The 21,709-nt window shown below is 57.3% G+C and carries 22 protein-coding genes and 2 pseudogenes; 8 read left to right on the top strand and 16 right to left on the bottom strand.

Features of this window, described 5'->3' with window-relative positions; genetic code table 11:
- Positions 1-60: 60 nt before the first annotated feature.
- The 3 genes and pseudogenes from TRM7557_RS19545 to TRM7557_RS06380 form a co-directional block, all read right to left on the bottom strand.
- Positions 61-723, bottom strand: a pseudogene (locus TRM7557_RS19545) (integrase core domain-containing protein).
- 64 nt (positions 724-787) lie between these two features.
- The gene (locus tag TRM7557_RS19995; RefSeq protein WP_165592416.1) at positions 788-949 is read right to left on the bottom strand and encodes a hypothetical protein; all 162 of its coding nucleotides are present in this window, start codon (positions 947-949) and stop codon (positions 788-790) included.
- An 11-nt stretch (positions 950-960) separates the two neighbouring features.
- Complete coding sequence (locus tag TRM7557_RS06380; protein ID WP_058289397.1) at positions 961-1,857, bottom strand: alpha/beta hydrolase; 897 nt, start codon at positions 1,855-1,857, stop codon at positions 961-963.
- 201 nt (positions 1,858-2,058) lie between these two features.
- Between TRM7557_RS06380 and TRM7557_RS06375 the strand changes: the two genes are divergently transcribed.
- Positions 2,059-2,643 carry a TetR/AcrR family transcriptional regulator gene (locus tag TRM7557_RS06375; protein WP_058289383.1) on the top strand — a complete coding sequence of 195 codons (585 nt, stop codon included), beginning with the start codon at positions 2,059-2,061 and terminating at the stop codon, positions 2,641-2,643.
- Between the two features lie 46 nt (positions 2,644-2,689).
- Here TRM7557_RS06375 and proC read toward each other — a convergent pair whose 3' ends face one another.
- From proC to TRM7557_RS06345, 6 genes are all read right to left on the bottom strand, one after another.
- Entirely contained in the window at positions 2,690-3,502 is an 813-nt protein-coding gene (proC, locus tag TRM7557_RS06370; protein WP_058289382.1) for a pyrroline-5-carboxylate reductase, read from the bottom strand.
- On the bottom strand, positions 3,499-4,440 hold the full coding sequence (locus TRM7557_RS06365) for an aminotransferase class IV (RefSeq protein ID WP_058289381.1): 942 nt from the start codon (positions 4,438-4,440) through the stop codon (positions 3,499-3,501). The genes proC and TRM7557_RS06365 overlap by 4 nt, the downstream gene beginning before the upstream one ends.
- A gap of 1 nt (position 4,441) precedes the next feature.
- On the bottom strand, positions 4,442-5,185 hold the full coding sequence (locus TRM7557_RS06360) for an amino acid ABC transporter ATP-binding protein (RefSeq protein ID WP_058289380.1): 744 nt from the start codon (positions 5,183-5,185) through the stop codon (positions 4,442-4,444).
- A gap of 10 nt (positions 5,186-5,195) precedes the next feature.
- Positions 5,196-6,266 carry an amino acid ABC transporter permease gene (locus tag TRM7557_RS06355; RefSeq protein ID WP_058289379.1) on the bottom strand — a complete coding sequence of 357 codons (1,071 nt, stop codon included), beginning with the start codon at positions 6,264-6,266 and terminating at the stop codon, positions 5,196-5,198.
- Positions 6,267-6,275: 9 nt separating this feature from the next.
- Entirely contained in the window at positions 6,276-7,445 is a 1,170-nt protein-coding gene (locus TRM7557_RS06350) for an amino acid ABC transporter permease (RefSeq protein WP_058289378.1), read from the bottom strand.
- A gap of 69 nt (positions 7,446-7,514) precedes the next feature.
- Positions 7,515-8,540 carry a transporter substrate-binding domain-containing protein gene (locus tag TRM7557_RS06345; RefSeq protein WP_058289377.1) on the bottom strand — a complete coding sequence of 342 codons (1,026 nt, stop codon included), beginning with the start codon at positions 8,538-8,540 and terminating at the stop codon, positions 7,515-7,517.
- A gap of 171 nt (positions 8,541-8,711) precedes the next feature.
- On the opposite strand from TRM7557_RS06345, the gene TRM7557_RS06340 reads away from it, so the two are divergent.
- The gene (locus TRM7557_RS06340; protein WP_207382630.1) at positions 8,712-9,437 is read left to right on the top strand and encodes a GntR family transcriptional regulator; all 726 of its coding nucleotides are present in this window, start codon (positions 8,712-8,714) and stop codon (positions 9,435-9,437) included.
- A 46-nt stretch (positions 9,438-9,483) separates the two neighbouring features.
- Here the strand turns inward: TRM7557_RS06340 and TRM7557_RS06335 are convergent.
- The 3 genes and pseudogenes from TRM7557_RS06335 to TRM7557_RS06325 form a co-directional block, all read right to left on the bottom strand.
- A pseudogene (locus TRM7557_RS06335) lies at positions 9,484-9,934 on the bottom strand (hypothetical protein); the annotation flags it as partial.
- A gap of 526 nt (positions 9,935-10,460) precedes the next feature.
- The gene (locus TRM7557_RS06330) at positions 10,461-10,688 is read right to left on the bottom strand and encodes a hypothetical protein (RefSeq protein ID WP_058289375.1); all 228 of its coding nucleotides are present in this window, start codon (positions 10,686-10,688) and stop codon (positions 10,461-10,463) included.
- Positions 10,685-10,906 carry a hypothetical protein gene (locus TRM7557_RS06325; RefSeq protein WP_058289374.1) on the bottom strand — a complete coding sequence of 74 codons (222 nt, stop codon included), beginning with the start codon at positions 10,904-10,906 and terminating at the stop codon, positions 10,685-10,687. The genes TRM7557_RS06330 and TRM7557_RS06325 overlap by 4 nt, the downstream gene beginning before the upstream one ends.
- Before the next feature lie 886 nt (positions 10,907-11,792).
- Here TRM7557_RS06325 and TRM7557_RS06320 point away from each other — a divergent pair.
- The 5 genes from TRM7557_RS06320 to TRM7557_RS06300 all read left to right on the top strand — a co-directional run bounded on the left by TRM7557_RS06320 (position 11,793) and on the right by TRM7557_RS06300 (position 17,919).
- Entirely contained in the window at positions 11,793-13,625 is a 1,833-nt protein-coding gene (locus TRM7557_RS06320) for a TniQ family protein (RefSeq protein ID WP_074942103.1), read from the top strand.
- Between the two features lie 338 nt (positions 13,626-13,963).
- Positions 13,964-14,407: a MaoC family dehydratase gene (locus tag TRM7557_RS06315; protein WP_058289372.1), complete on the top strand. Its 444-nt coding sequence runs from the start codon at positions 13,964-13,966 to the stop codon at positions 14,405-14,407.
- Between the two features lie 401 nt (positions 14,408-14,808).
- Positions 14,809-15,741, top strand: coding sequence for a bifunctional riboflavin kinase/FAD synthetase (locus TRM7557_RS06310; RefSeq protein WP_058289371.1), 933 nt, complete (start codon positions 14,809-14,811; stop codon positions 15,739-15,741).
- A 25-nt stretch (positions 15,742-15,766) separates the two neighbouring features.
- The gene (locus TRM7557_RS06305; protein ID WP_058289370.1) at positions 15,767-16,240 is read left to right on the top strand and encodes a YcgN family cysteine cluster protein; all 474 of its coding nucleotides are present in this window, start codon (positions 15,767-15,769) and stop codon (positions 16,238-16,240) included.
- 653 nt (positions 16,241-16,893) lie between these two features.
- On the top strand, positions 16,894-17,919 hold the full coding sequence (locus TRM7557_RS06300) for a ribose-phosphate pyrophosphokinase (RefSeq protein ID WP_058289369.1): 1,026 nt from the start codon (positions 16,894-16,896) through the stop codon (positions 17,917-17,919).
- Positions 17,920-18,076: 157 nt separating this feature from the next.
- Here the strand turns inward: TRM7557_RS06300 and TRM7557_RS06295 are convergent, their stop codons facing one another.
- From TRM7557_RS06295 to TRM7557_RS06280, 4 genes are all read right to left on the bottom strand, one after another.
- Positions 18,077-18,559: a hypothetical protein gene (locus TRM7557_RS06295; protein WP_131727524.1), complete on the bottom strand. Its 483-nt coding sequence runs from the start codon at positions 18,557-18,559 to the stop codon at positions 18,077-18,079.
- A 110-nt stretch (positions 18,560-18,669) separates the two neighbouring features.
- Complete coding sequence (locus TRM7557_RS06290; RefSeq protein WP_058289367.1) at positions 18,670-19,044, bottom strand: GFA family protein; 375 nt, start codon at positions 19,042-19,044, stop codon at positions 18,670-18,672.
- An 83-nt stretch (positions 19,045-19,127) separates the two neighbouring features.
- Complete coding sequence (locus TRM7557_RS06285) at positions 19,128-19,916, bottom strand: inositol monophosphatase family protein (RefSeq protein ID WP_074942112.1); 789 nt, start codon at positions 19,914-19,916, stop codon at positions 19,128-19,130.
- Positions 19,917-20,009: 93 nt separating this feature from the next.
- On the bottom strand, positions 20,010-20,363 hold the full coding sequence (locus TRM7557_RS06280) for an H-type lectin domain-containing protein (RefSeq protein ID WP_110590857.1): 354 nt from the start codon (positions 20,361-20,363) through the stop codon (positions 20,010-20,012).
- Between the two features lie 311 nt (positions 20,364-20,674).
- On the opposite strand from TRM7557_RS06280, the gene TRM7557_RS19825 reads away from it, so the two are divergent.
- Complete coding sequence (locus TRM7557_RS19825; RefSeq protein WP_131727523.1) at positions 20,675-21,667, top strand: phospholipase D family protein; 993 nt, start codon at positions 20,675-20,677, stop codon at positions 21,665-21,667.
- Positions 21,668-21,709 lie beyond the last annotated feature (42 nt).

Below are 21,709 nucleotides of genomic sequence, written 5' to 3'. Positions count from 1 at the left end.
GCAAGGATGTGTTGCGCTTCATCATACCAAACCCCTGAGCTGCCCCCGATGGTCCCTCATTCATAACGAGAGTCTGCGGGTCTGGTTTTCATAATCTTGGGTTTCGGTTTGGGCAAGCGCGCCGGGCGCGGAGCCCTCAAATTGCTCAAGCGCTCGGCGCGCTTGCCGCGGTGTCTGGTTGGCCAAAGACGAGTGCGGGCGGACTGTATTGTAGTCGTAGCGCCAGACGGCCAGCTTCTTGCGCGCGTCATCCAGGCTGTCGAAGATTTCCTCGTTCAGCAGTTCATCCCTGAGGCTGCCGTTGAAGCTTTCGACGAAGGCGTTCTGCTGCGGCTTCCCCGGGTCGATGTAGTGCCACGGCACCTCGGTCTCATCGGCCCATTTCAGGATCGCTCGACTGGTGAACTCTGTGCCGTCGCCATTGTCGCTCGGACCAATGGCGGACAAGGTCTCGCTCCAACATCGTGTCGGCCAGCAGCCGCTTCAGCTTGGCGTTCTCATCCTCCAGCGCTTTCAGCCTGGCAGCCTCGGACACCTCCATCCCGCCATACTTGGCCTTCAGCTTGTAGAACGTGGCCGTACTCAAGCCATGTCTGCGGCAAACCTCGACCGTCGGCAGTCCGGCCTCTTGCTCTTTGATCATCCCCCCTCTCGGCAGATTGCTCCGCAATCGCCTGCCGGGCAGCGGATAATCTGCGCCTCGGTGAAACGGCTCTTTCGCATGTGTCTGCTCCTTCACAGTTGGCGCAGACTCTACATCACGGTGAGGGATTTCGCGGGGGGCAAGTCAGCGGTCGGTGCCGCCTTCGATCAGCCAGCCGCGCAGAGTTGTTCCGTCCTCGGCCTGAAAGGTGACGTTTTCATAGTCCCGCCCGTGGTTCTCTGGTGTGTCAAACAACGGCGACTGACCGGGTTTGACCATCATGTCCGAGATCAGTTTTCCAAACATTGCAACGATCCTCACAAATGCGCGTCATACCAGGCGATCATTTCGCCCGGGTTTTGGCTAAAGAAACGGTAGCCGTCGTAGCGAACGGATGTTCCATTGATCCACAAGAGCTTTTTGTCCGGGTTGGGCAGCTTGCCGTGGATGCCCTGTGCGTCCGATGGTTTTGTAGTCATGTCGTCTTTGACCTGGACCACCATCGTCGGGCATTTGACTTTGTCGGCACGGGCGATCGCATTGCTGTCGCCGTGACGGAAACTGGAGTAATAGCTGTAGCGCGCATCGAAACGTTCTACCGCATTTTCCACCCCGTTGTCCGTCAGCGCGCGTTCAATGAACGGGGCAGCTGACAAGGGCTGAAGCGCAATCATGCACGCAATGTCTTCAAATTCTTCGGGATGTTTTTCCATGGCGAGGAAGGTGGAATTGCAGCCCATGCACTGACTGTGTAGCGCAATTTTGGCACCCGGAAGTTTCGTGCGGGCATAGCGGACAGAGCCGATGACATCGCGCCATTCGATTGCGCCAACGCCGGTAATATTGCCCGCGCCTTCGGCGGAATGACCATGCCCCCGCAGGTCATAGGCGAGCACGTTGTAGCCGGCATCGTGCAGCGCTTTATAGGCCTCAATAAAGTTGACCTCAAACCCACCCTGGCCGGTCCAGGGCTCCAGATGACCGGGGTAGCCATAGCGGTTGGCGCCAATGAAATGGTTCACAATGATCAGTTTGTCGCTGTTGGCGGCAGGGATGAACCACCCTTCTAACATGACACCGTCAAGGGCCGGGAAAAACACGTCTTCATAGGCCAAGCCATAGTCAGAAGGGCGCCGCAGGATCGGGGTGCGGAACGCGTAGCTTACGCTTTTGGCGATTTGATCGATCAGGGCGTCTTCTTGCGATTTGTCCATTGTGTTTCCTTTCTGTGTGTCCGCGCGGGCAACCGTGGCCCAGGGCAGAACGCTGCTGGTGAGAGCTGCGGCTGTGCGGATCAATGCCTGCCGGCGTGAGATGGGCATTGGATGACCTTACAATCATTGTGCGGATGTACAGTTGTATTTTACATTCCTTCCCGACTTGTCAAGTCGTCGAAACAAACTTATTCGAAGGTGATGACCCAGCCTGACGCCAAACCTTTGACTGACACCGAGGAAAAGATCCTCGACGCCGCCATTCCAACCTTTGTCCGCTATGGTGCCCGTAAGACATCGATGAACGACATCGCCGCAGTGGCCGGTGTGTCGCGGCAGACGATCTACGATTCCTTTGGGGGCAAAGACGGTGTGATCCGGGCCTCGATCCGCAAAGTGACGGATGCGAACCTTGCCTGCGTTGAGGCGCGCCTGAAGCAAACATCCGGGCTCTCGGATCAATTGGATGCCTATTTTGCGGAAACCATAGTGAAGAGCTTTGAGCTCATTCAAACTGCGGGGGACGTAGAAGATCTGATTACGGGGCACAATGAAGCGGGCAAAGACGAGATCGCACGATCGCATGCCCGTCACGTGGCGTTGGTGGAACGCCTTCTCAACCCTTTTGCGACGCAGCTTGCAAAGCATGGGCTGTCGCCAAACCAGCAGGCCAGTTACATTGTCACTGTGGCGATGGGATTTAAATCGGGCATCAGCCAACGCGCGGAACTCGACATGATGCTGCATATATTGCGTGTCAACAGCTTGCGGGTCACAGGCCAGTAGGCCGTAAAAAGGAACGCAGCCCGGCGCAGGCCGGGCCACACAGTGCCTATGTGTCAGATAGTGCAACGCTTCGGCGCGCGGCCGCTTTTACGGTCGCCGTGAGCAGATACGTCAGCGCGTCTTTGCGTTGTAGCACGTCTAGCCCGGCAGCCGTGGTTCCTTTGGGAGAGGTGACCTGCTCTCTCAGCGTGGAAGGGCTGTCAGGGGTTTCTTCCAGCATCCGTCCCGCACCAGAAACTGTGGCGCAGGCCAGTTGTGATGCGATGGTTTCTGACAGCCCGGCGGCCACACCCGCTGCGGTCATCGCCTCGGCCAGGGCAAAGACATAGGCCGGGCCCGAACCGGATAGCGCCGTTACAGCATGCATCTGGTCTTCGGTCTCTAGCGTGATGGTCTTGCCAACGCTGGCCATCAGGCCCTCGGCCAGCTGCATCTGGTCGTCGGTGACATTATTGTTTGCAACCAAAGCTGTAATCCCTGCGCCGATCGCCGCTGGCGTATTGGGCATGGCGCGCACCACCGCGACGTTGGCCCCAAACCGGTCTTCGAACAAACGGATGGGCGAACCGGCCGCAATCGACAGCACCAGAGTGGACTGGCTGCCAAAGGGCTCGATAGAGGCAATTGCATCGCTCATGATTTGCGGTTTGGTTGCAAGAACCAGCACATCTGGCAGGGATTTTGGCAGGCAGTTCAACCTCAAGCCCTGTTGCGTCTGCTGCTGAAGCCACGCAGAGGGATAGGGTTCAAGAACGTGCACGTTGCCCGGTTCCAGCCCTTTGTCCAACCATCCTTTGAGGAGCGCGGAGCCCATTTTGCCGCAGCCCACCAGAAGCACGCTCAGGTCGGTCAGTTTCATGGGCGCGTGGCCTTTTGCTTGGCCACATCAGCGGCGACCAGTTCTTTGTAAAGCGCGCGGATACGCATCATCACCGGACGATCTCCGGTGCCAATGGATTTTCCGTCGATCTCCGCAACAGGGGTCTGCGCACCAAAGGTGCCGGACAGGAAGGCCTCATCCGCGCCGTATGCCTCGTAGAGCGAGTAGTTTTTCTCATGTACCGGAATGCCATTGGCGCGGCACAGGTCGATCACCTTCTGGCGCGTGACACCGTTCATGCAATAGTCGCCGGTGGAGGTCCAAACCTCGCCGCGGCGTACGATAAAGAAGTTGCAGGCGTTGGTGGTATTCACAAAGCCATGCGGGTCAAGCATCAGGGCCTCATCCGCACCGGCCTGTTCGGCCTGAAGGCAGGCGATCACACAGTTCAGCTTGGAGTGGCTGTTGTATTTCGCATCCTGGCTCATCGGCAGGCCACGTACCTGCGGGACGGTGGCAAGGCGGATGCCCTGACCTTGCAGGCTTTCTGCTGGTTTGGAATGCTCCATAATCGCCACAACAGTGGGGCCCCATTTGGACAGGCCCGGATGTTGAAACGGTTTGGATTTCTTGCCGCGTGTGATCATCAGACGCACATGGGCGTCGCTTGTCATCCCATTGGCTGCGGCGGTTTTATCCAGAATGTCGCGCACATCCGCAGGCGTCATGCCAAGATCGATGGATACGGTTTTCAACGAATTGAACATCCGGTCCATATGTTCGTCAAAGAAGGCCCATTCGCCGTCATAAAGACGCATGCCTTCCCACATGCCATCCCCCAGCATAAAGCCGGAATCGTAGACCGAGATCTTGGCTTCATCTTTGTGGACGAGGTCGCCGTTGACCCAGATTTTGATATTGTCATTGCGCGCATCGGCCTGCGCGTCATGGGTGGAGTGGCTGTGATTTTCAGACATGTCAGTGGCCCAGAATTTGGCTGAGGAAAGTTTTGGTGCGGTCGGCTTGGGGCGCGTTGAAGAAGGCCTCAGGCGCGGCTTCTTCGACAACTTCGCCATCCGCCATAAAGATCACCCGGTCGGCGACCTGGCGGGCAAACCCCATTTCATGGGTGACGCAGATCATTGTCATGCCTTCGTCGGCAAGGCTGACCATGACATCCAGCACCTCGGAGATCATTTCGGGATCCAACGCGGATGTGGGTTCGTCAAACAGCATGATCTTGGGTTTCATACACAGGGCGCGGGCAATGGCGACGCGCTGCTGCTGGCCTCCGGACAATTGGCCCGGGTATTTGTCGGCCTGTTCGGGAATGCGCACTTTGGTGAGATACTCCATCGCAACCGCTTCGGCCTCGGCCAGCGACTGTTTGCGCACCAGCATGGGTGCCAGCGTGCAGTTTTCCAGGATTGTCATATGCGGGAACAGGTTAAAGTGCTGGAACACCATCCCCGTCTCGCGGCGGATCTCATCAATATTGTCCAGGTTATCATCAAGTTCCGTGCCCAGCACATTGATGGAGCCGGCCTGATAATCTTCCAGCTTGTTCATGCAGCGGATCAGGGTGGATTTGCCAGAGCCCGAAGGGCCACAGATCACCACTTTCTCCCCTGCAGCAACATCGAGGTTGATACCTTTGAGGGCGTGGAAGGTGCCGTAGTATTTGTCCATGTTTTGGATACGGACCGCAAAGTCTTGGGTCATGAGAGGCTCCTTAACGCGCCGCGATGGCCGTGCGGCGTTCGAGGTAGGCGCCGTACCGGGACAGCGCGAAGACAAAGACGAAGTAGATCAGCGCGACAAAGGCATAGACTTCGACATGGGCGAAATTCCATTCCGAGGTCCCAAAGGCCGCGTGACCCGATGCGAGGATTTCGAAGAAACCAATGATCACCACCAGAGAGGTTTCTTTAAACGTGATCACGAACTGGTTGATGGTCGGCGGCAGGGCGTTGCGGAAGGCCTGCGGCAACACGATGTAGGCAATGCGGTGCACATAGGACATGCCAAGCGCCTTGGCGGCCTCTTCCTGACCGGCCGGCAGCGCCTGCATCCCACCGCGGATGATTTCTGCCTGATAGCAGGCAAAAAACAGCGCGTAGCCCACAATCACACGGTAGAGTTTGTCGCCGATCATCCAGCCCGGCAGCACGAAGGGCAGCACAATGGCAAAGGTGAACATGATCGACAGCAGCGGTAGCGACCGGATGGTGTCAATGATGACGCCCATGGTGCGGGCAATCCACGGCAGCTCAGACCGACGCAGCAAGGCAAAGACAATGGCCAGCGGCATGCCAAGCAGGGACACTGCCGCAAAGATAAACAGAGTCAGCGACAACCCGCCCCAGTTCTGTTCGAACACCGGTGTCAGACCAAAGACGCCGCCGCGCATCAGGACGTAGAAAGTCGCAAAGCCTGCCACCCAAAGGATTGAGATCCGGCGCGCGTTCCAGAACCACGGCACACAGGACAGGATCCCAACCAGCACCAGCGCACAGCAGGCAATCGCCGAACGCCATTGTTCCTCAAACGGGTAAAGCCCGAACATGATCAGCCGCCAGCGGGCGTCGATCACAGCCCAACAGGCGCCTTCGCCGCCGTGGCCGCAAAGATCGCGGTTTTCCGCGCTCCAGACCGCGTGGATCAGTCCCCAGTTGGCAAGGTTCCACAGCACCCAGATCACAAAAGCACCAAAGGTCAGCGTCAACGCGGTGTTCAGACGGCTGGAGAAGTAGTCTGCGCGGATCCGGTCCCACAGCGTGGGGGCGCGATAAGTCTTGGTCATGATGCCCTCTCAGCTGCGCAGTTGCGTGCCCTTGAGCTTGATCGCGTCATTCACGCGGTTCAGCACATAGGCGATGGAGTAGTTGATGATCAGGAAGCCGCCCATCAGGATGGCGATCAGCTCAAGCGTCTGACCGGACTGGTTGATCGAGGTCGAGATGATCATAAAGAAGTCGACAAACCCGATGGCGATGCCCACCGTGGTCGATTTGAACAGCCAGACATATTGATTGATCAACGTCGGCATGACGGCTCGGATCGCGAGTGGCAGTCGAATGCGGGTGAAGGTCTGCCACGGGGTCAGACCCAGCGCATGGCCTGCCTCGCCCTGGCCACTGGACACGGAGTTAAAGCCTGCGCGCACAATCTCACCGATATAAGCGGCGCCATAGATTGAGATGCCGATGATACAGGCCAGCAATTCAGGCGATACACGAATGCCTTCGCGGAAATTGAGCCCCTTGAGATAGGGCAGGTTCAACAGCGTGGTCTCGGGAAGCCGTCCCAGCCAGAACAGGGCAACAGTGACCAAAAGCCAGCCCAGCCAGATCAGGCGGTTGAAGGTCCGCTTTTGTGTGGGTTCCGTGTGGCGGAAGCGGCGCGACATGGCGATGAACAGCACTAGGGCAGTTGCCACAAGGAGGGCAAGGACCGACAGAAATACCGACATCCCGCTGACATTCAGCCCCGGCAGGTAAATCCCGCGACCAGAGACAAAGGCGACGCCAAGAATGTCATAGGCCTGTTTCGGTTTGGGCAGCGCTGTCAGCATGGCGTACCAGAAGAACACCTGCAGCAAGAGCGGCACATTGCGGAAAACTTCGACAAAAGTCGTGCCGATCAGCCCGGCCATTTTATTGCCGCTGACCCGCAGGATGCCCACCACAGTGCCAAACACCGTGGCCAGCACCAGCGAGATCGCGCCAAGGAAAAGAGAGTTCAGAATTCCGACCCAGATCACCTTCAGATAACTGTCCGAGGTGGAAAATTCGATCAGGGAAAAGTTGACACCCCAGCCGGTTGCCCGATCGAGAAAACCGAAACCGGATGTCATGCCCTGCGCTTGCAGATTGCTGCGCGCAGTGATTGCAAAGACCACAATCATCAACAGGATGCTGCCGACAAAGCCCACTTGGGCCAGTGTATCGCGCGAGGATTTGTTTTTCAGGAGTGCCTGCATGACTGGACGTCCCTTATTGGAAAAAGGCGGCCCAGATCAAAACTGGGCCGCAGGGGGACATGAGGTGGATCAATCCACCACAAGCGGGTAGAACACACCGCCATCTGTGTAGAGGTTGTTCATTGCACGCGGCAGGCCGTAGGGCTCTGCGATGTTGCGCGCAAAGATCTCGCCGTAGTTGCCGACCTCTTTGATCAGGTTATAGGCCCAGTCATCTGACAGACCCAGACGTTCGCCATAGCCCGGCGTCGCGCCGAGGAATTTGCCAATCTGTGCCGAAGGCGGGTTGGCTTTGAATTCATCCACATTGGCCTGGGTGATGCCGTTGAGTTCCGCAAACCACAGCGACGACAGCATCCAATTTTGAACGTCCAGCCATTTGCTGTCACCTTCAGGCACAATGATGGCCTCGGGCTCCAGCGCCAGAACGTCCGGCAGGATCACATGGGCATCCGGGTTTGCAGAGGTGGCTTTGGTTGCGGCCAGCGGCGGGGCAAACAGGATTAGACCATCGCAGCGGCCGTTGAAATAGGCAGTTTTGACCTCGTCGCCCTTTTCAAACACGATGACTTCCGCGTCGATACCGTTGTTTTCAAGATAAGATGCCAGAATGCGTTCGGTCGAGGTGCCGGCAGACACGCAGATGGACCCACCATCCAGATCCGCAACACTTTCTGCGCCTAGCTCGGCATGGGCCATGACGTGAAAAGCGCCAACGAAATAGGGCAGCGAATAGGCAAGGTTGAGTTCGGTGTCGCGGCTGTGAGTCCAGCCGGACAGTTTGATGACAACATCAATGTCGCCGGACTGAAGCGCTGGCCATCGCTGTGCCCAGGAAATCGGTACAATCTCCAGATTGCCGTCGGACGTGCCGAACATGGATGCGGCAAGGCCTTTGCACAGATCAATGTCCATGCCCTTCCATTCGCCTTTGTCGTCGACTTCGGCAAAGCCCAGGAACGAGCCATTGTGCCCAGAACACAGCAGCTTGCCCCGTTCCAGTGCTGCATCCAAGCGGCTGTCCGCTGCGGCGGCACCGCTTGCGGCAGCTATGGTTAGTCCCAATGCCGTGGTGGCAGTTTTTAGATGTTTCATGACAGACCTCTTCCGTTGGTGCCCCTTTGGTTTTTCTGCGGGGTTATCTTGTCGACGAATTGTCGACTTATGTTTCATTGATTCTTAGTCGACAATCTGTCGACCGGTCAATATTATTTGTTGCAAACGGGCATGAGCCGTTCTTAAGTGCCCGAAAAGATAGGTGAATAAGTGACTAAGCAACGTGCAGAGATCGAAACAAATGCCGCAAAAAAGCGCGGAAGCGGGTCTAAATTTGTCTATGAGACGTTGCGAGACGAGATTCTCGAGCTGACTCTCAAGCCCGGTTCATCTGTTGAAGAAAGCAATCTCGCAGAGCGTTTTGGGATGTCTCGATCCCCCATTCGCGAGGCCTTGGTCAAACTCGCGGCTGATGGGCTGGTTCGTACGCTCGCAAACCGGACGACCATTGTAACCCCCATCGACCTGCAGGAATTTCCGCGCTTTGTCGAAGCGCTGGATCAGGTTCAACGCACGGTGACACGCCTTGCTGCGCGACACCGGACAGATGAGGACCTGCACGCCATGGAACAGGCCGCCGCGCTGTATGATGCGGAATGCTCCGCCGGGCGCCCGTTGGACTTGTCCGAGGCGAATAAGTCCTTCCACATGGCGATCGCGAACGCGGGAAAAAACCCCTATTTTGCTGAGTTCTACTCAAAGATGCTGGATGAGGGGCGGCGGATCTTGCACATGCATTATGCCCATCGCCGTCAAAGCAAGGACCCTTTTCCGCTGAGCCCACAGCATCATGAAATGGTAGAGGCAATCCGCCAGCAAGATGAGCACAGGGCGGACCGGCTGGCTCATGACCATTCCCGCCTGTTCCACGACCGGCTTTTGGAGTTTATGAGTGTCGAATACATAGAAGACTTTGATATCGAAACTGCCGATTAATCCGCCAAGAACCACATCGCTCCTATCGGCATGGGACACGCCCAGTTGAATCCGTGATTGGTGTCCCGAGCACACAGACCTTAGGCCGATTGGAGCACAATGGGACAAGGCGCTCTGATGCCAAACAATTCTCTGATTGTTGCCCGTCGGCCCCCCGGTTTGGATCAGAGCAATTCCGGCGGAACTGTTTGAGTGCGTGACCCTCTGGGCAGATTAATTGATCATTCTCAGCATCCCATTCGAAGTCTGTGCGTGTCCAGGTGCCGTCGGGACGTCCAGCCTTGTCCCCTCCCGGCAGATTTGCTTTGCAAATCGCCTGCCGGGCTATGGATGACCGGGATGTAAGGATTGATCTTGCGATCCACGAGCCAGCCGAGCATCGGGCCGGAGCCGTAGGCGGTGTCGGCGATCATCCAGTCGGGGACCGGATCGAACTTGTCCTTCACCCGTGTCAGCATAGTCTGTGTCGATCCAACCTCAGCTTGCCTAGGTCGACGCATCCCATTCTTCCTTTGGTGTGGAGTTTTGTTTGTTGGCATCCCCGTGACCGACATCCGCAGGATCCAGCAGCACTGTGTCGAGCTGGACGATGAGATGCGCTAGCTGGTGGCCTTGGTCCTTGACCAGATTTCCCTCGAAGAAAAAGAGGGCAGACCAAGCTGACCTTGGTTCGGACGAACGATTTCAGACTGAAATAGAACAAAATCAAGAGCTGCGCGGGGACCGCAAAAGAGCTGCCCCCTCTTTGTTTCTTGGGTGGTCTTCAGCCTAAAGCCAGGTCACCAGTCATGCCTCTGTGCCAACGGCGCCTGCGGAAATCAGCCCCATGATAGAAGACAAATGTATCACCTGATCACCATCTTGCAGATATCGTCCAGATACGTGCTCTTATCTGACAAATGAGGCCACGACGGCCTCATAGGGGTATGTTGCCCCAAAGAGGTGGCCTTCCGTAAAATAGCGCAAGGCGCCGCGTATAATCTGCCGGAGATTAGGGGGAATGAAGATGACCCCTTCTGCGGTTCAGGACATCAGCACCTGCCCGCGCGCAATTTTGTGGTCTTCGATTAGATACTGCATACCGCCTTTGTACAGGAACCGCTTCTCGTCGGCATCAGAGAGCGTATTGAAGACCAGGTCCCGGAAGGTCAGGATCATGTCCCCTGCACGTGTATCTTGGCGGAATTCTCCATTCACGCGGGTCATAAGCCGTTCGTTCGCTACAAAGGCCTGCCAGTCATTCGGGATCACGAAAAGCCCGCCCGAAGGGAAATGGCCGGGGCCACTTTTTGCGTCGCGCGCATCTCGATTTTTAGCCTAATTTTGTTCTCGCTTGAAAAGCTCCCTGCGGAGCGCCCTCTTTTATCGCGCCATCTTTCCAGAAACAGCTTCAATCGGCACTCGACCTCAAGCTGTGTTAGATTCGGGGGCTCTGGAAATCGAATACGGGCAAAGGCGACTTTGGACATGTCATCTTTCCTCCAGCTCGGCACGATGTCATCGCGCTCAGGCGTCGGCTTCGCAACTGGTCGCCACAACAGGGGCTATCACAGACCCGCCGTGTCCTCTTTGCTCATGCGTTGATGTGTTCCGACTTCGGCAGACAAGACTGCACAAGGCACGAGAAGATTGTGTTGCAAACTACCTGCAAAATTGATGAACTTGATACCTGCCCCACCAACTCACTGAGGGGTGTTTCGTACAATGAGCATAGCATGAACAGCGCCAGAAACAAAGCGCCCGGCGGCACATGGTAAAACATAAGTATCTGACATAAATGCGAAAAACGGCTTTCGCAGCACTTCACCCGCAGCAAGAAACCCGAACAGCCCTTTAAATGCAGGCCAAAGGCCTTGAAACGACTGGCACAGTGCAGATCGCTTTGGAGTACGTTTGTGTTTTTCGCAAGCCCTTCGCCCGCCGAAGGGTCGCAAACAGCAGCAAGAACTAGGATTACTCGGCCCAGTTTCCGACGTTGCCCTCGGAGCTCATAAGCACCACAGACACCGCGGCCAAAGCCGAAAAATGGCCCGCTGAATTGCGCCTGAACGACAAAGGCGTACGAAGTGGGGCCCGCCGCAACACCGCCCGGACAAACGCCTGTATTCTCCAGTACGCCCCGAAGGAGTACCACGGCGCACCCGTTGCCTCAGCAACCAAGCCTACACTCGAAAGGACCGGACACAGGCCCGCTGCATCAGGCTCACTTCGCGAATAGGTGCTGAACAGGCATGCGGAATTGGCGCAGTTTGAAAAACCGCTTTCTATGACAGTGCAAAGATCAACACAGCATAAATGAAGATTTGCATTTCGAGTTTGGCGGTATAGGTGCGGAGAAACTGGCAAAGGCCGCAGATGCTCCAACAAACGCTTCCCATAACAGTCCCGCTCTCCCCGCGAGAGACCGCGCCCTCCTTCATGTCGCGCATCGCGCAGGCAAATGGTGTGGACGCCCATACTCTCGGCTTGGAACTTGATCTTCCTTTTAAAAAGGTCATCGACGGACAGCACGCAGAAATTCGGAAACTTGCCCGGTTGGGCGGCGTCGATCCCGCGGAACTGGTTGGCTGGACACCGGCTAAAACCGAAAACGGCACCTACGCGTTCCGTGGGGCCTTCTTTCATGGCCGAACATTGCGAAACCCAACCGTAAAAGGTTGCCCTTGCTGCCTGAAAGAGGATCTCGCAAAGGAGGAGACCATGTTCTTGCGCGGCGAATGGGCGCTCCCACACGTGCAGTCCTGCCCCATCCACGGACATCCGCTGGTGCCCCTCTGGAGAGACAGCAATATTCATCACCGTTTGGAGTCCGCCCCCCGGCTCGACGCGATTGAGGACGCTGTTGTGGCCGGAGAGCTGGAGCGCGACACAAGGGATGTCACGCCTTTTGAACACTGGCTCGACCAGAAACTGGCAGGCCACCCGGGGGGAAACTGGCTAGATGCGCACTCATTTCATGCCGCCGCCACATTTAGTTTCCTGCTGGGATATGCGCTGAGCCGCCACTTCACCTCCGCGCCGTCGCGTATCAAAAAGTCAGATCATTGGCACCTGTACCAAATGGGCTTTGTTGTTGCCTCCTGTGGCGAACCCGCCGTGCGCAGCGCACTGACGAGCCTCGAAGATCTGTCTTCCAGTCCATCAGACGGACCGTTGAAAGTCTTCCCGCGCCTTTATGCGGCGCTGGCCGACGACCACGCAGATGATCCGGATTTTGCTCCCTTCAGGTCCCTTCTCAGAGAGCACATTCTTAAAACATGGCCACTTGGGCCTGGTGATGAGCTGATGGGGGAACCCGTTCTGACGCGCGAGCTGCACTCCCTGCAAACCGCGTCGCGCACGACAGGTGTTGAGGCCCCCCGGCTTCGACGCGTGCTGGAGGCGGCTGGTGTCATTGGGGAAGCGTCCCAAAGCCGCGCGGATGAGTGGACTGTGTTCAGCGCAGCACAGGCTTCGCCTCTGCTGAGAGGACGAACAGAGCTGTTGGCACCTGAACGCTTTTGCAAATCTATGTCCATGGAGCCGGAGCTTTTTCAGGCGCTTGCAAAGTCAGGTATTTTGAAGCCCGCCCATGAGGACAAGACCACAGGAGCCATTTGGGATCCGCAGTCAGGCGCAATATTGCTGGATCGACTGCTATATGGGGCGACACCCCTGCGGCAGGCACAACACAGTTGGTTGCGGCTCACCGCCTCCGCCAAGGCACTTGGCATTTCGTCCTGTGACATCGTCCGTGCCATTCTTGACGGGCGTTTGCGGCGTATTGGCAACCACGCTGATTTCGACGGCTTCACAGCAGTCTATGTTGATCATGATGAGGTCACATATTTGTTCTCTGAAACGGCAGGGCAGACTGGGCCAAAGGTTGTCTCTTTGGATCGTTTTGCCAAATCTCTGGGGCTCAGCAATGCCACCGGACTCCAGCGTTTGGCACGGGCGGGCTTGGTGGCGACCATCGTCAAAACCAACCCCAAAACCCGGAAACCGCAGGTGTATATTCACGAGGCGGATGCCCGCGCTTTCCATGCCACATATTTCACCTTGCGAACCTTAAGTCTGCACTGCGGGATAGGCATGCGCAGTCTTTCCTCCCTTCTAGAGGCACGAGGTATTCAGCCCTTATCGCCAGGCGAACTGGATGTGGGACCCATCTATCTGCGCGCAGACATCCCCAAAGATCTGAGGTGATAGACGCCTAGGGCGCTCAAACCATACATGGTAGCTATTGGGCGTAAGCGCATGCAGTGCAGTCCCAAAAATGTCGCCTGCGAAGACCAGTCGAGGAGCGCTAGGCGCTCCTTTTTTCGTCTTATCAGACACATAAACAGAGAACAGCTCCTTGAACTGCCGCCTTTGCGCAGGCTTTTAGTTTTTATTTGCGCACGCTTTAAGTTTATCTGGCTCTAATTTTACACCTCGGGCACACCATTTCCTCTTGATTTTCTGCACTCGCAAAGTAATAAAGTTGCGTAACTTAATTTCGGCAACTTACAAAGTTGCGCCTGCGATTCCAGCCGGAGGGGACCATGTTGGACAATTTCGAACGCGGCACCATTTGCATCGAAGACATCGAGATGGGCATGGTCCGCTACCTGCGCAAACAGGTGACCGATGAGGACATTGAAATGTTCGCCAAGGTCTCGACCGACCGTAATCCGGTGCATCTGGACGAAGACTATGCCCGCGACACCCTGTTTCAGGGGCGCATTGCCCATGGCATGCTGACCGCCGGGCTGATTTCGGCGGTGATCGGTGAACAGCTGCCCGGTCATGGCACCATCTACATGAGCCAGAACCTGAAGTTCCTCGCGCCCGTGCGCCCCGGCGACATGGTGCTGGCCGAGGTCGAGGTCACCGGCATCGAGATCGACAAACGCCGGGTCAAACTGGATTGCCGCTGCGTGGTCGATGGCAAAAAAGTTCTGGTTGGCGAGGCCATGGTGATGGCGCCCTCGCGCAAATTCGACTGACACACCTCTCTTCTTCCCCGGGTCTTTTCCACGTATGTGGGCCCGCACTTTGGCCGCCCTCTCCCTGCTCGGGATGGGCGGTTTTTTCTGGTTCGAAGCTGTGCGCCCTGTTTGTCTGTAAAGGCGCAGAAAGGAAGGCGGCACCGCCTTTGGTCAGAGGGGGACATGCCTCGCAAGGCCTGTTCGTTCCTGCGGTCGCAAGACGATCCCCGTTTTGGCGGGGCGGTCTCTGAATATGCGCAACCCCGCCCACAGCGGAGGCCTGCGCCCTTCTGGTTGATCGATCCGGGCCAGTATGGCGGGTGGGGTTTGCGATTTCCCCAAGCGGGCGTGCGGTCAATGGGCAACGGAGGCATTGATCCACCTTGCATGCCCCTGCGCACGCGGCTAGGCATGCGATCATGCGCATCATTCGAGATTATCAATACGTGGAACCCGAAGATCGCGGTGCAACCGTGGCGATCGGCAATTTCGACGGGGTTCACCGGGGTCACCTGTCGGTGATCGAACTGGCACGTCAGGCGGCACCAGATGCGCCTTTGGGCGTGATGACCTTTGAGCCGCACCCGCGCGAATTTTTTGCCCCCGATGCGCCGGCCTTCCGGCTGATGTCGGCCGAGGCGCGCGCGCACCGGCTGGAGAAGGTCGGCGTTGAGAAGCTCTATCAGCTGAACTTCAATCAGGCGCTGTCGTCGCTCAGCCCACGTGACTTTGCCCAGCAGGTGATTGCCGATGGGCTGGGGCTGGCCCATGTGGTTGTGGGCGCGGATTTCTGTTTCGGCAAGGGGCGCGCGGGCACGGTTGAGGACCTGAAGGCGTTCGGCGCCGAGATGGGCTTTGGCGTCAGTGTCGCGCCTTTGATGGAGTATTCAGAGGACACTGTGTCTTCGACCGCCATTCGCCGCGCGCTGAGCGAAGGCCGCCCGCGCGATGCCGCCGCAATGCTGGGCCATTGGCACCGCATTGAGGGCGAGGTGATCGGCGGCGAACAACGCGGCCGCACCATGGGCTTTCCCACCGCGAACCAGTCGATTGACGGGCTGCATATGCCCGCCTTTGGCGTCTATGCGGTGCTTGTGGACGTGCTGGATGGCCCCCACACGGGCAGCTATCACGGCGCCGCATCCGTGGGCATCCGGCCCATGTTTGATGGCGACCACCCGAATATTGAAACCTTCCTGTTCGATTTCACCGGCAACCTTTATGGGGCGACCCTGTCGGTTGGGCTGGTGGATTATCTGCGCCCGGAGATGACATTCGACGGGCTCGACGCGCTGATGGCGCAGATGCAGGACGATTGTGACCGCGCGCGCGACATCCTCTCCCAGCTTTGAAAGCCAGGATGAAAGTCAGGACCCTATGACCAATAAAATCGACCGCAGCGGCCTCTCTCCGCGTTTCTGGGAAAAGAAACCTTTGGACAAACTGTCCGATAAGGAATGGGAAGCCCTGTGCGATGGCTGCGGCAAATGCTGCCTCAACAAGCTTGAAGATGAGGACACCGGCGAAGTCGCGCTGACCCGTGTCGCGTGTCGGCTGCTGGATGATCGCACCTGCCAATGCGCCCATTACGAGACGCGCCACAAATTCATTCCCGAATGTATCAGCCTGAAGCCGGAAAATCTGGACACCCATGCCTATTGGATGCCGCAGACCTGCGCCTATCGCCGTCTGTGGAAGGGAGAGCCCCTGCCCGACTGGCATCCGCTGCTGACTGGCGATCCCAACAGTGTGCACGCGGCCGGCGTCTCGGTCCAAGGTTGGACTGTTTCCGAATTCGACACACCCGAAGAAGATTGGGAAGATCATATCATCGAGGAGCCGCTCGGTTAACCATAAGCCATAGGGTTTTGCCGATTTTCCTTAGGTTTTTTCCGATCAACAGACTGTTTCCTGAATGGCGATTGCGAAAATTTTAGCGATCGCTTTACCTAAGGATAGCAGGACGCACTTTCGTATAGGTGACGAGTTGTTTGGTATAGGTCTCGAGGGTGCGGAACGCGCGACACTGCCCGTTGGGCAAAGAGGAGGCAGCCGGTTTTCAGGCTGTTGCCCTTCGGGATCCATATCAAGACAAGGCTATTCGCAGCCCAGAACGGGCTGACGGCAGATTGACTGGGCCAGGCTGGGGTTATGGCCCTGCTGCGCGCAGCCGTGAAAGGTATTGCCTGACACAGCGCACGCAGACCAAGGAATTTTCATGACGATGGGGCCCGCCTTCGGGCGGGTCCATATTTCCCGTTTGACCGGCCAATTGACGGATCGGGCAGAAGGGTCAAATTGTGAGCGCTATCAAAGCCGGACCTGAGGATCGCCCGATCTGGCGGCCCGTCTTCCCCGTGTTTTTCAGGCTGCAATGTCCACCCAAAACCCTTTGGAAATCGATTTTGATTTCCTGCAGCTCAGACCTATGCCTGCGTCAAATGCCATGTTAAGCGGTGCCTACATCACGAATCTGTCACATTGCTGCTCGGGGATTACAGCCAATGCCGACCTTGAACGAACCTAAGCTTATTGCTGGGAACGCAAACCTCCCTCTTGCCAAGACAATTGCCCGTCGCATGAGCCTGCACCGTGGGGTGGATCAGGACCTGGTGAACGCGCGTGTCGAACGTTTCAATGACGGCGAAATCTTCGTCGAAGTCTATGAAAACGTTCGTGGCGAGGACATGTTTATCATTCAGCCGACATCGAACCCGGCCAATGACAACCTGATGGAGCTTCTGATCATCGCCGATGCGCTGCGTCGCTCTTCGGCCCAGCGGATCACCGCCGTGATCCCCTATTTTGGCTACGCCCGCCAGGACCGCCGCACCAAGGCCCGGACGCCGATTTCCGCCAAGCTGGTGGCCAATATGCTGACCGGTGCCGGTGTAGAACGTATTTTGACCCTGGATTTGCACGCAGCGCAGATTCAGGGTTTTTTCGATATTCCGGTCGACAACCTCTATGCTTCGCCGATTTTCGCGCTGGACGTCAAAGACCAGTTCGAAGACCAGATGAGCGACATTATGGTGGTGTCCCCGGACGTCGGCGGCGTGGCGCGCGCCCGCGAGCTGGCCAAGCGCATCAATGCGCCGCTGTCGATCGTCGACAAACGCCGCGAAAAGCCCGGTGAAGTGGCCGAGATGACCGTGATTGGCGACGTCAAAGACAAGATCTGCCTGATCGTCGACGACATGTGCGACACGGCTGGCACCCTGTGCAAGGCGGCGCAAGTGCTGCTGGATAATGGGGCGCGTGAAGTGCACGCCTATATCAGCCACGGTGTTATGTCCGGCCCGGCGGTCGAACGTGTGACCAATTCGGTGATGAAGTCGCTGGTGCTGACCGACTCGATCCAGCCGACCGAGGCGATCCTGAACGCGCCCAACATCCGCATCCTGCCAACCGCGCCGCTGTTCACCCAGGCGATCCTGAACATCTGGCACGGCACCTCGGTTTCGTCTCTGTTTGAAGACAAGACCCTGACGCCGATCTACGAGAGCCTGTATCCGGGCGCTGGCGACTAAACCCGGTCTGGACGGACCAAGATCAAAGCCCTGCGCCCTGTCGCGGGGCTTTTTCTTTGGCGTAGAGGCTGGATCGAGGCTCCCGCCTCGAGCTCCGGGAGTATTTGGGGCCAAAAGAAGAATTGGGGGCGGGCAAAGAAGCGCGGGGCCTGCGCCCTCATTCTGTTATCACACCTGTTGCAAGCAGAATTGTGGAGATCAGCCCGATCGCGCCAAGCCAAGTGGTCCACAAAACGCCTGGAAACAGCAGCCCCCACCACCTGCTGTCCCAAATGTCAGAATAGCCAGAGATCTGGACCAAAAGCCCAGTCGCACACATAGCCCAGCAAAGCCCGGCCCCACGTGAATTGGAATGCACAATCGAGAAGCCCCCCCCGATCGTTTCTGTCTTGAAACCATTCTGGGCTCTGAGCCGGGTTTGAATTCTGGCGCGCTGCGCCGGGAGGAAATAGACGGTCGAAAACAACAAAGTTGGAAAGATCGCAAGAAAGAACGCCGCGTGGTGGGGGCCAATGGCGTAGAGCGCGGCGACGCGCGCCGACAGCCACTCGATGCCGACCACAGCCGCCAGCGCATTGGGGTCAAAAAACCGGAAAATCGCCAGCCCTGCAAACAGGTGGACGATGGGAATTGCGGACATGCGCATGGGAAATCACATCATCAAAAATCATGTGTGCCCCAGATGATGGGGCCGGAAATAAGATCAGACCTTAGGGAAAAGATGCGCAACCACAAGGGCCAACTTGGGCGCTAGGGATCTTTGTTACGGGGATACTGGCGCGCGCCGGGGACCGGGGACAGCCAGGGTTCGCGGCGGATGGTCCAGAGCTCGTATTCGGGGGTGAACTGGCCGGGGTCGTCCAATGCGCCGAGGTGGAGTTCGACCTCTCCGTCCGATCGTGCCAGCACCGAACTGCCGCAGGTGGGGCAGAAGGCGCGGCCTTCGTAGGCGCTGAGTTTGCCTGTGACCTCGACCGCCTCTTCTGGAAAGATGGCAGCGGCAAAAAACGCCGCCCCGTGGTGTTTGCGGCAGTCCAGGCAGTGGCAGATGCCGACCCGGCTGGGCGCGCCCTGCGCGGTGAAGCGCACCGCGCCGCAAAGACAGCCGCCTGTGATCTGTTTCATGTCATCCCCCGTCCCAGTGTTGAATCCCCCAGTGTTGAAGCACCCTGCAGGGCCTCGCGTCACAGGACAAGGGCACAGGCGTGTTACGGGGTCATTGCGCCCGCGATCTCCGTCAGCGCCGCGTCATGCAGCTGCGCCGTCGCGGAGGCCACAATGGCGCCACTGGAGGCCAAGGTCAGCGGCTCCCCCTGCCAGGAGGTCACAACGCCCCCTGCCCCCTCGACCACCGGCACCAGCGCGCAGATGTCATGCGCGTTCAGGTCCGGCCCATTCAGGCACAGGTCGATCTTGCCCGCCGCCAGCGCACCATAGGCCGGAGAGCCGCCATCAAAGGCCGTGGCGCGCAGACGGGCGCGCAGGGCGTCATAGGCGGCATCGGTGCCATCGGTGAAACTGTCGTGATTGGCCAGCATCCCATGGGCCTGCGACAGCTGCTTTGTGGCGCTGACCTGCAGTTTGCGCCCATTGAGCCACGTGCCCTGCCCCGCAATGCCAATGTAACGCACGTCCAGCAGCGGCAGGTCGATCATCCCCAAGATGGGCCGCCCGTGGTGGCAGAGCGCCGCAAGAGAGGCGAAATTTGGCAGCCCAAACCCATAGGGGCGCGTGCCGTCGATCGGATCAATGACCCAAGTGTAGTCCCGCTCGGCCGCGTCAGCGCCGTATTCTTCGCCCAAGAGGCCATGATCGGGAAACGCCGCGCGCAGCCCGTCGCGCAGCAGGCGTTCAACGGCCAGATCCGCCTGGGTCAGCAGGCTGCCGTCGGATTTATAATCCACCTGTTTCGGGCTGAGCCAATGGTCGCGGACAATGGGTCTCGCGGCATCACAGAGCCGCAGAAGCACCTCAGCGGCGGTGTCGATCTGGAACATGTCGGGCACCCCCATCTGGCAAAGTCAGGCGCAGATTGGGTAAGAGACCTGTGCCGGGCAATGCAGTTCTTGCCCTGTTACAGAAACTTCACATCAGTCGATGTTCCAGTCGTCCTCATAGGCCATTTCGCCCATCGCCATCCAAGCGGCGCGCACACGGGCAACGCGGCTGTCGGACCAGGTGCGGAAGACCACATCAAAGCCTGCGCAGGTGATGTCTTCGGCAACCAGTTCGGCGCGATAGGCCCCTTCATTGTGCATATCCATCAAAGAGGGCGACACAAACACGGCAGGCGGCGCGGAATAGGCATTGTCAAAGGTCACGTGAATGCGCCGTTCGCGCCCCCCCGCGCCCGTCCACATTTCGCCCCCTTCTTCAAATTCCGAGAATACCTCTACGTCGCCCTGAGAGATCGCGGTACGCGGGCCGCTCAATCGCATAAACATCTGAGGCTTTTCCTTTTCTTCCATATCTCACATCCTGTCGCGCTCAGATTACCTCTCCCATGGTTAACAAAAGGGAAACACCACCGTCAAAGCCCCTCTCCCGACAGCTGAGATTGTGGAGTGTCGCGAAAGCTTCAGCAGTTGTCCAATAAGAGCTGGGCTGAAACGACAAGAGGAGAAAATACTCTATGAGCGAGGAATGCCCGAGTGTTTCGCGCATATTTTGCCGTAGAGGTGAGATTTCTACAATCCACGGGTGAAAAAGCTAAAACTTCGAGATAGAATCGTTAAACTCAAAGAGGACTATTTAAGTGCCCAAAGCGATAACTGGCAAAGAGATATCAAAAAAAGCCTGCAAAGTCTGCGAGGCAAACGGCGAAATTTTTCTCGCTGTTTCCTATTGGGGGCGTGGTGCGACTGATGCGCTAAAACTTACTTCGCGAGCTGAGCAAGTGCATGTCGTTCTTAACGTTGCGCACGGTGGTACGAATCCTGAAGAACTTGAGGCATTAATGAAGATTCTTCCTGGCCGCGTTCGAGTTCACCCTACGCTCCACTCTAAGATCTACGCATCAGAAAAACGAGCTGTTCTAGGTTCAGCTAATGCGTCCGCTCCTGGCTTGTGCTGGAATGAAACTGGCCATGACGAAGCCGCAGCTATGATGAAAGGCGACGACGCAAGTTCGGCATTTGAATTGGCAAAAAAATTCTATCGTAAAGGCAAGAGTGCGTCCGAAGAGCACCTCCAAATGTGTCGCGAGCGGTTCGGTCGCCGAACGCTCGCTTCTACAGTGACCTGCACGTATAACGCAGATGGTGATGCTGGCAGAGAGAATCCAATAGACACGTTCCTCCGACGTGCCGACGTATTTGGCGCACTACCCGTGATAATTTCCGAAGGGAATGCCGATCCGAAAGTACTGGAGAAGGACTGGCAAGAACAGCGGGCTGAGTCGGAAGAACTACCAGAAAATGCGACCTTTAACGGCTTGGAGTGGAGTTATTTTCAATGGCCACTAGATAAGCGCTACCGAGGAAAAGCTTGCTTGGAAATCCATAAGGAAAGCAATGGTCACTTGTCTCTCCATGTCGTTCAGCCAATTTTTCACGAGGGTAGCGTAGGGACGTTTGCTCGTCGGCTTAGTTGGCCAGACGTCGGCGACTTAGGACAACATTGGCGTGCGAAAGTACGAAATATCGGCAGCGATGGCACACTTAATCGAGTACATAGGGCACTTAGAAAAAAAGCCTATTTAACCGGCTGGGATGTTTATGCGAAATATCGGGCCAAGAGTACGTCGTAAACTTTTCAGTGTTTCTGGTCCTGAATTGATCTTCTAGAGCTC

Origin of the sequence: Tritonibacter multivorans, assembly GCF_001458415.1 — a bacterium.
Classification (GTDB): Bacteria; Pseudomonadota; Alphaproteobacteria; order Rhodobacterales; family Rhodobacteraceae; genus Epibacterium; species Epibacterium multivorans.
Note: the sequence above shows the minus strand (reverse complement) of the source record. Positions and strands in the feature narration are given on the sequence as shown.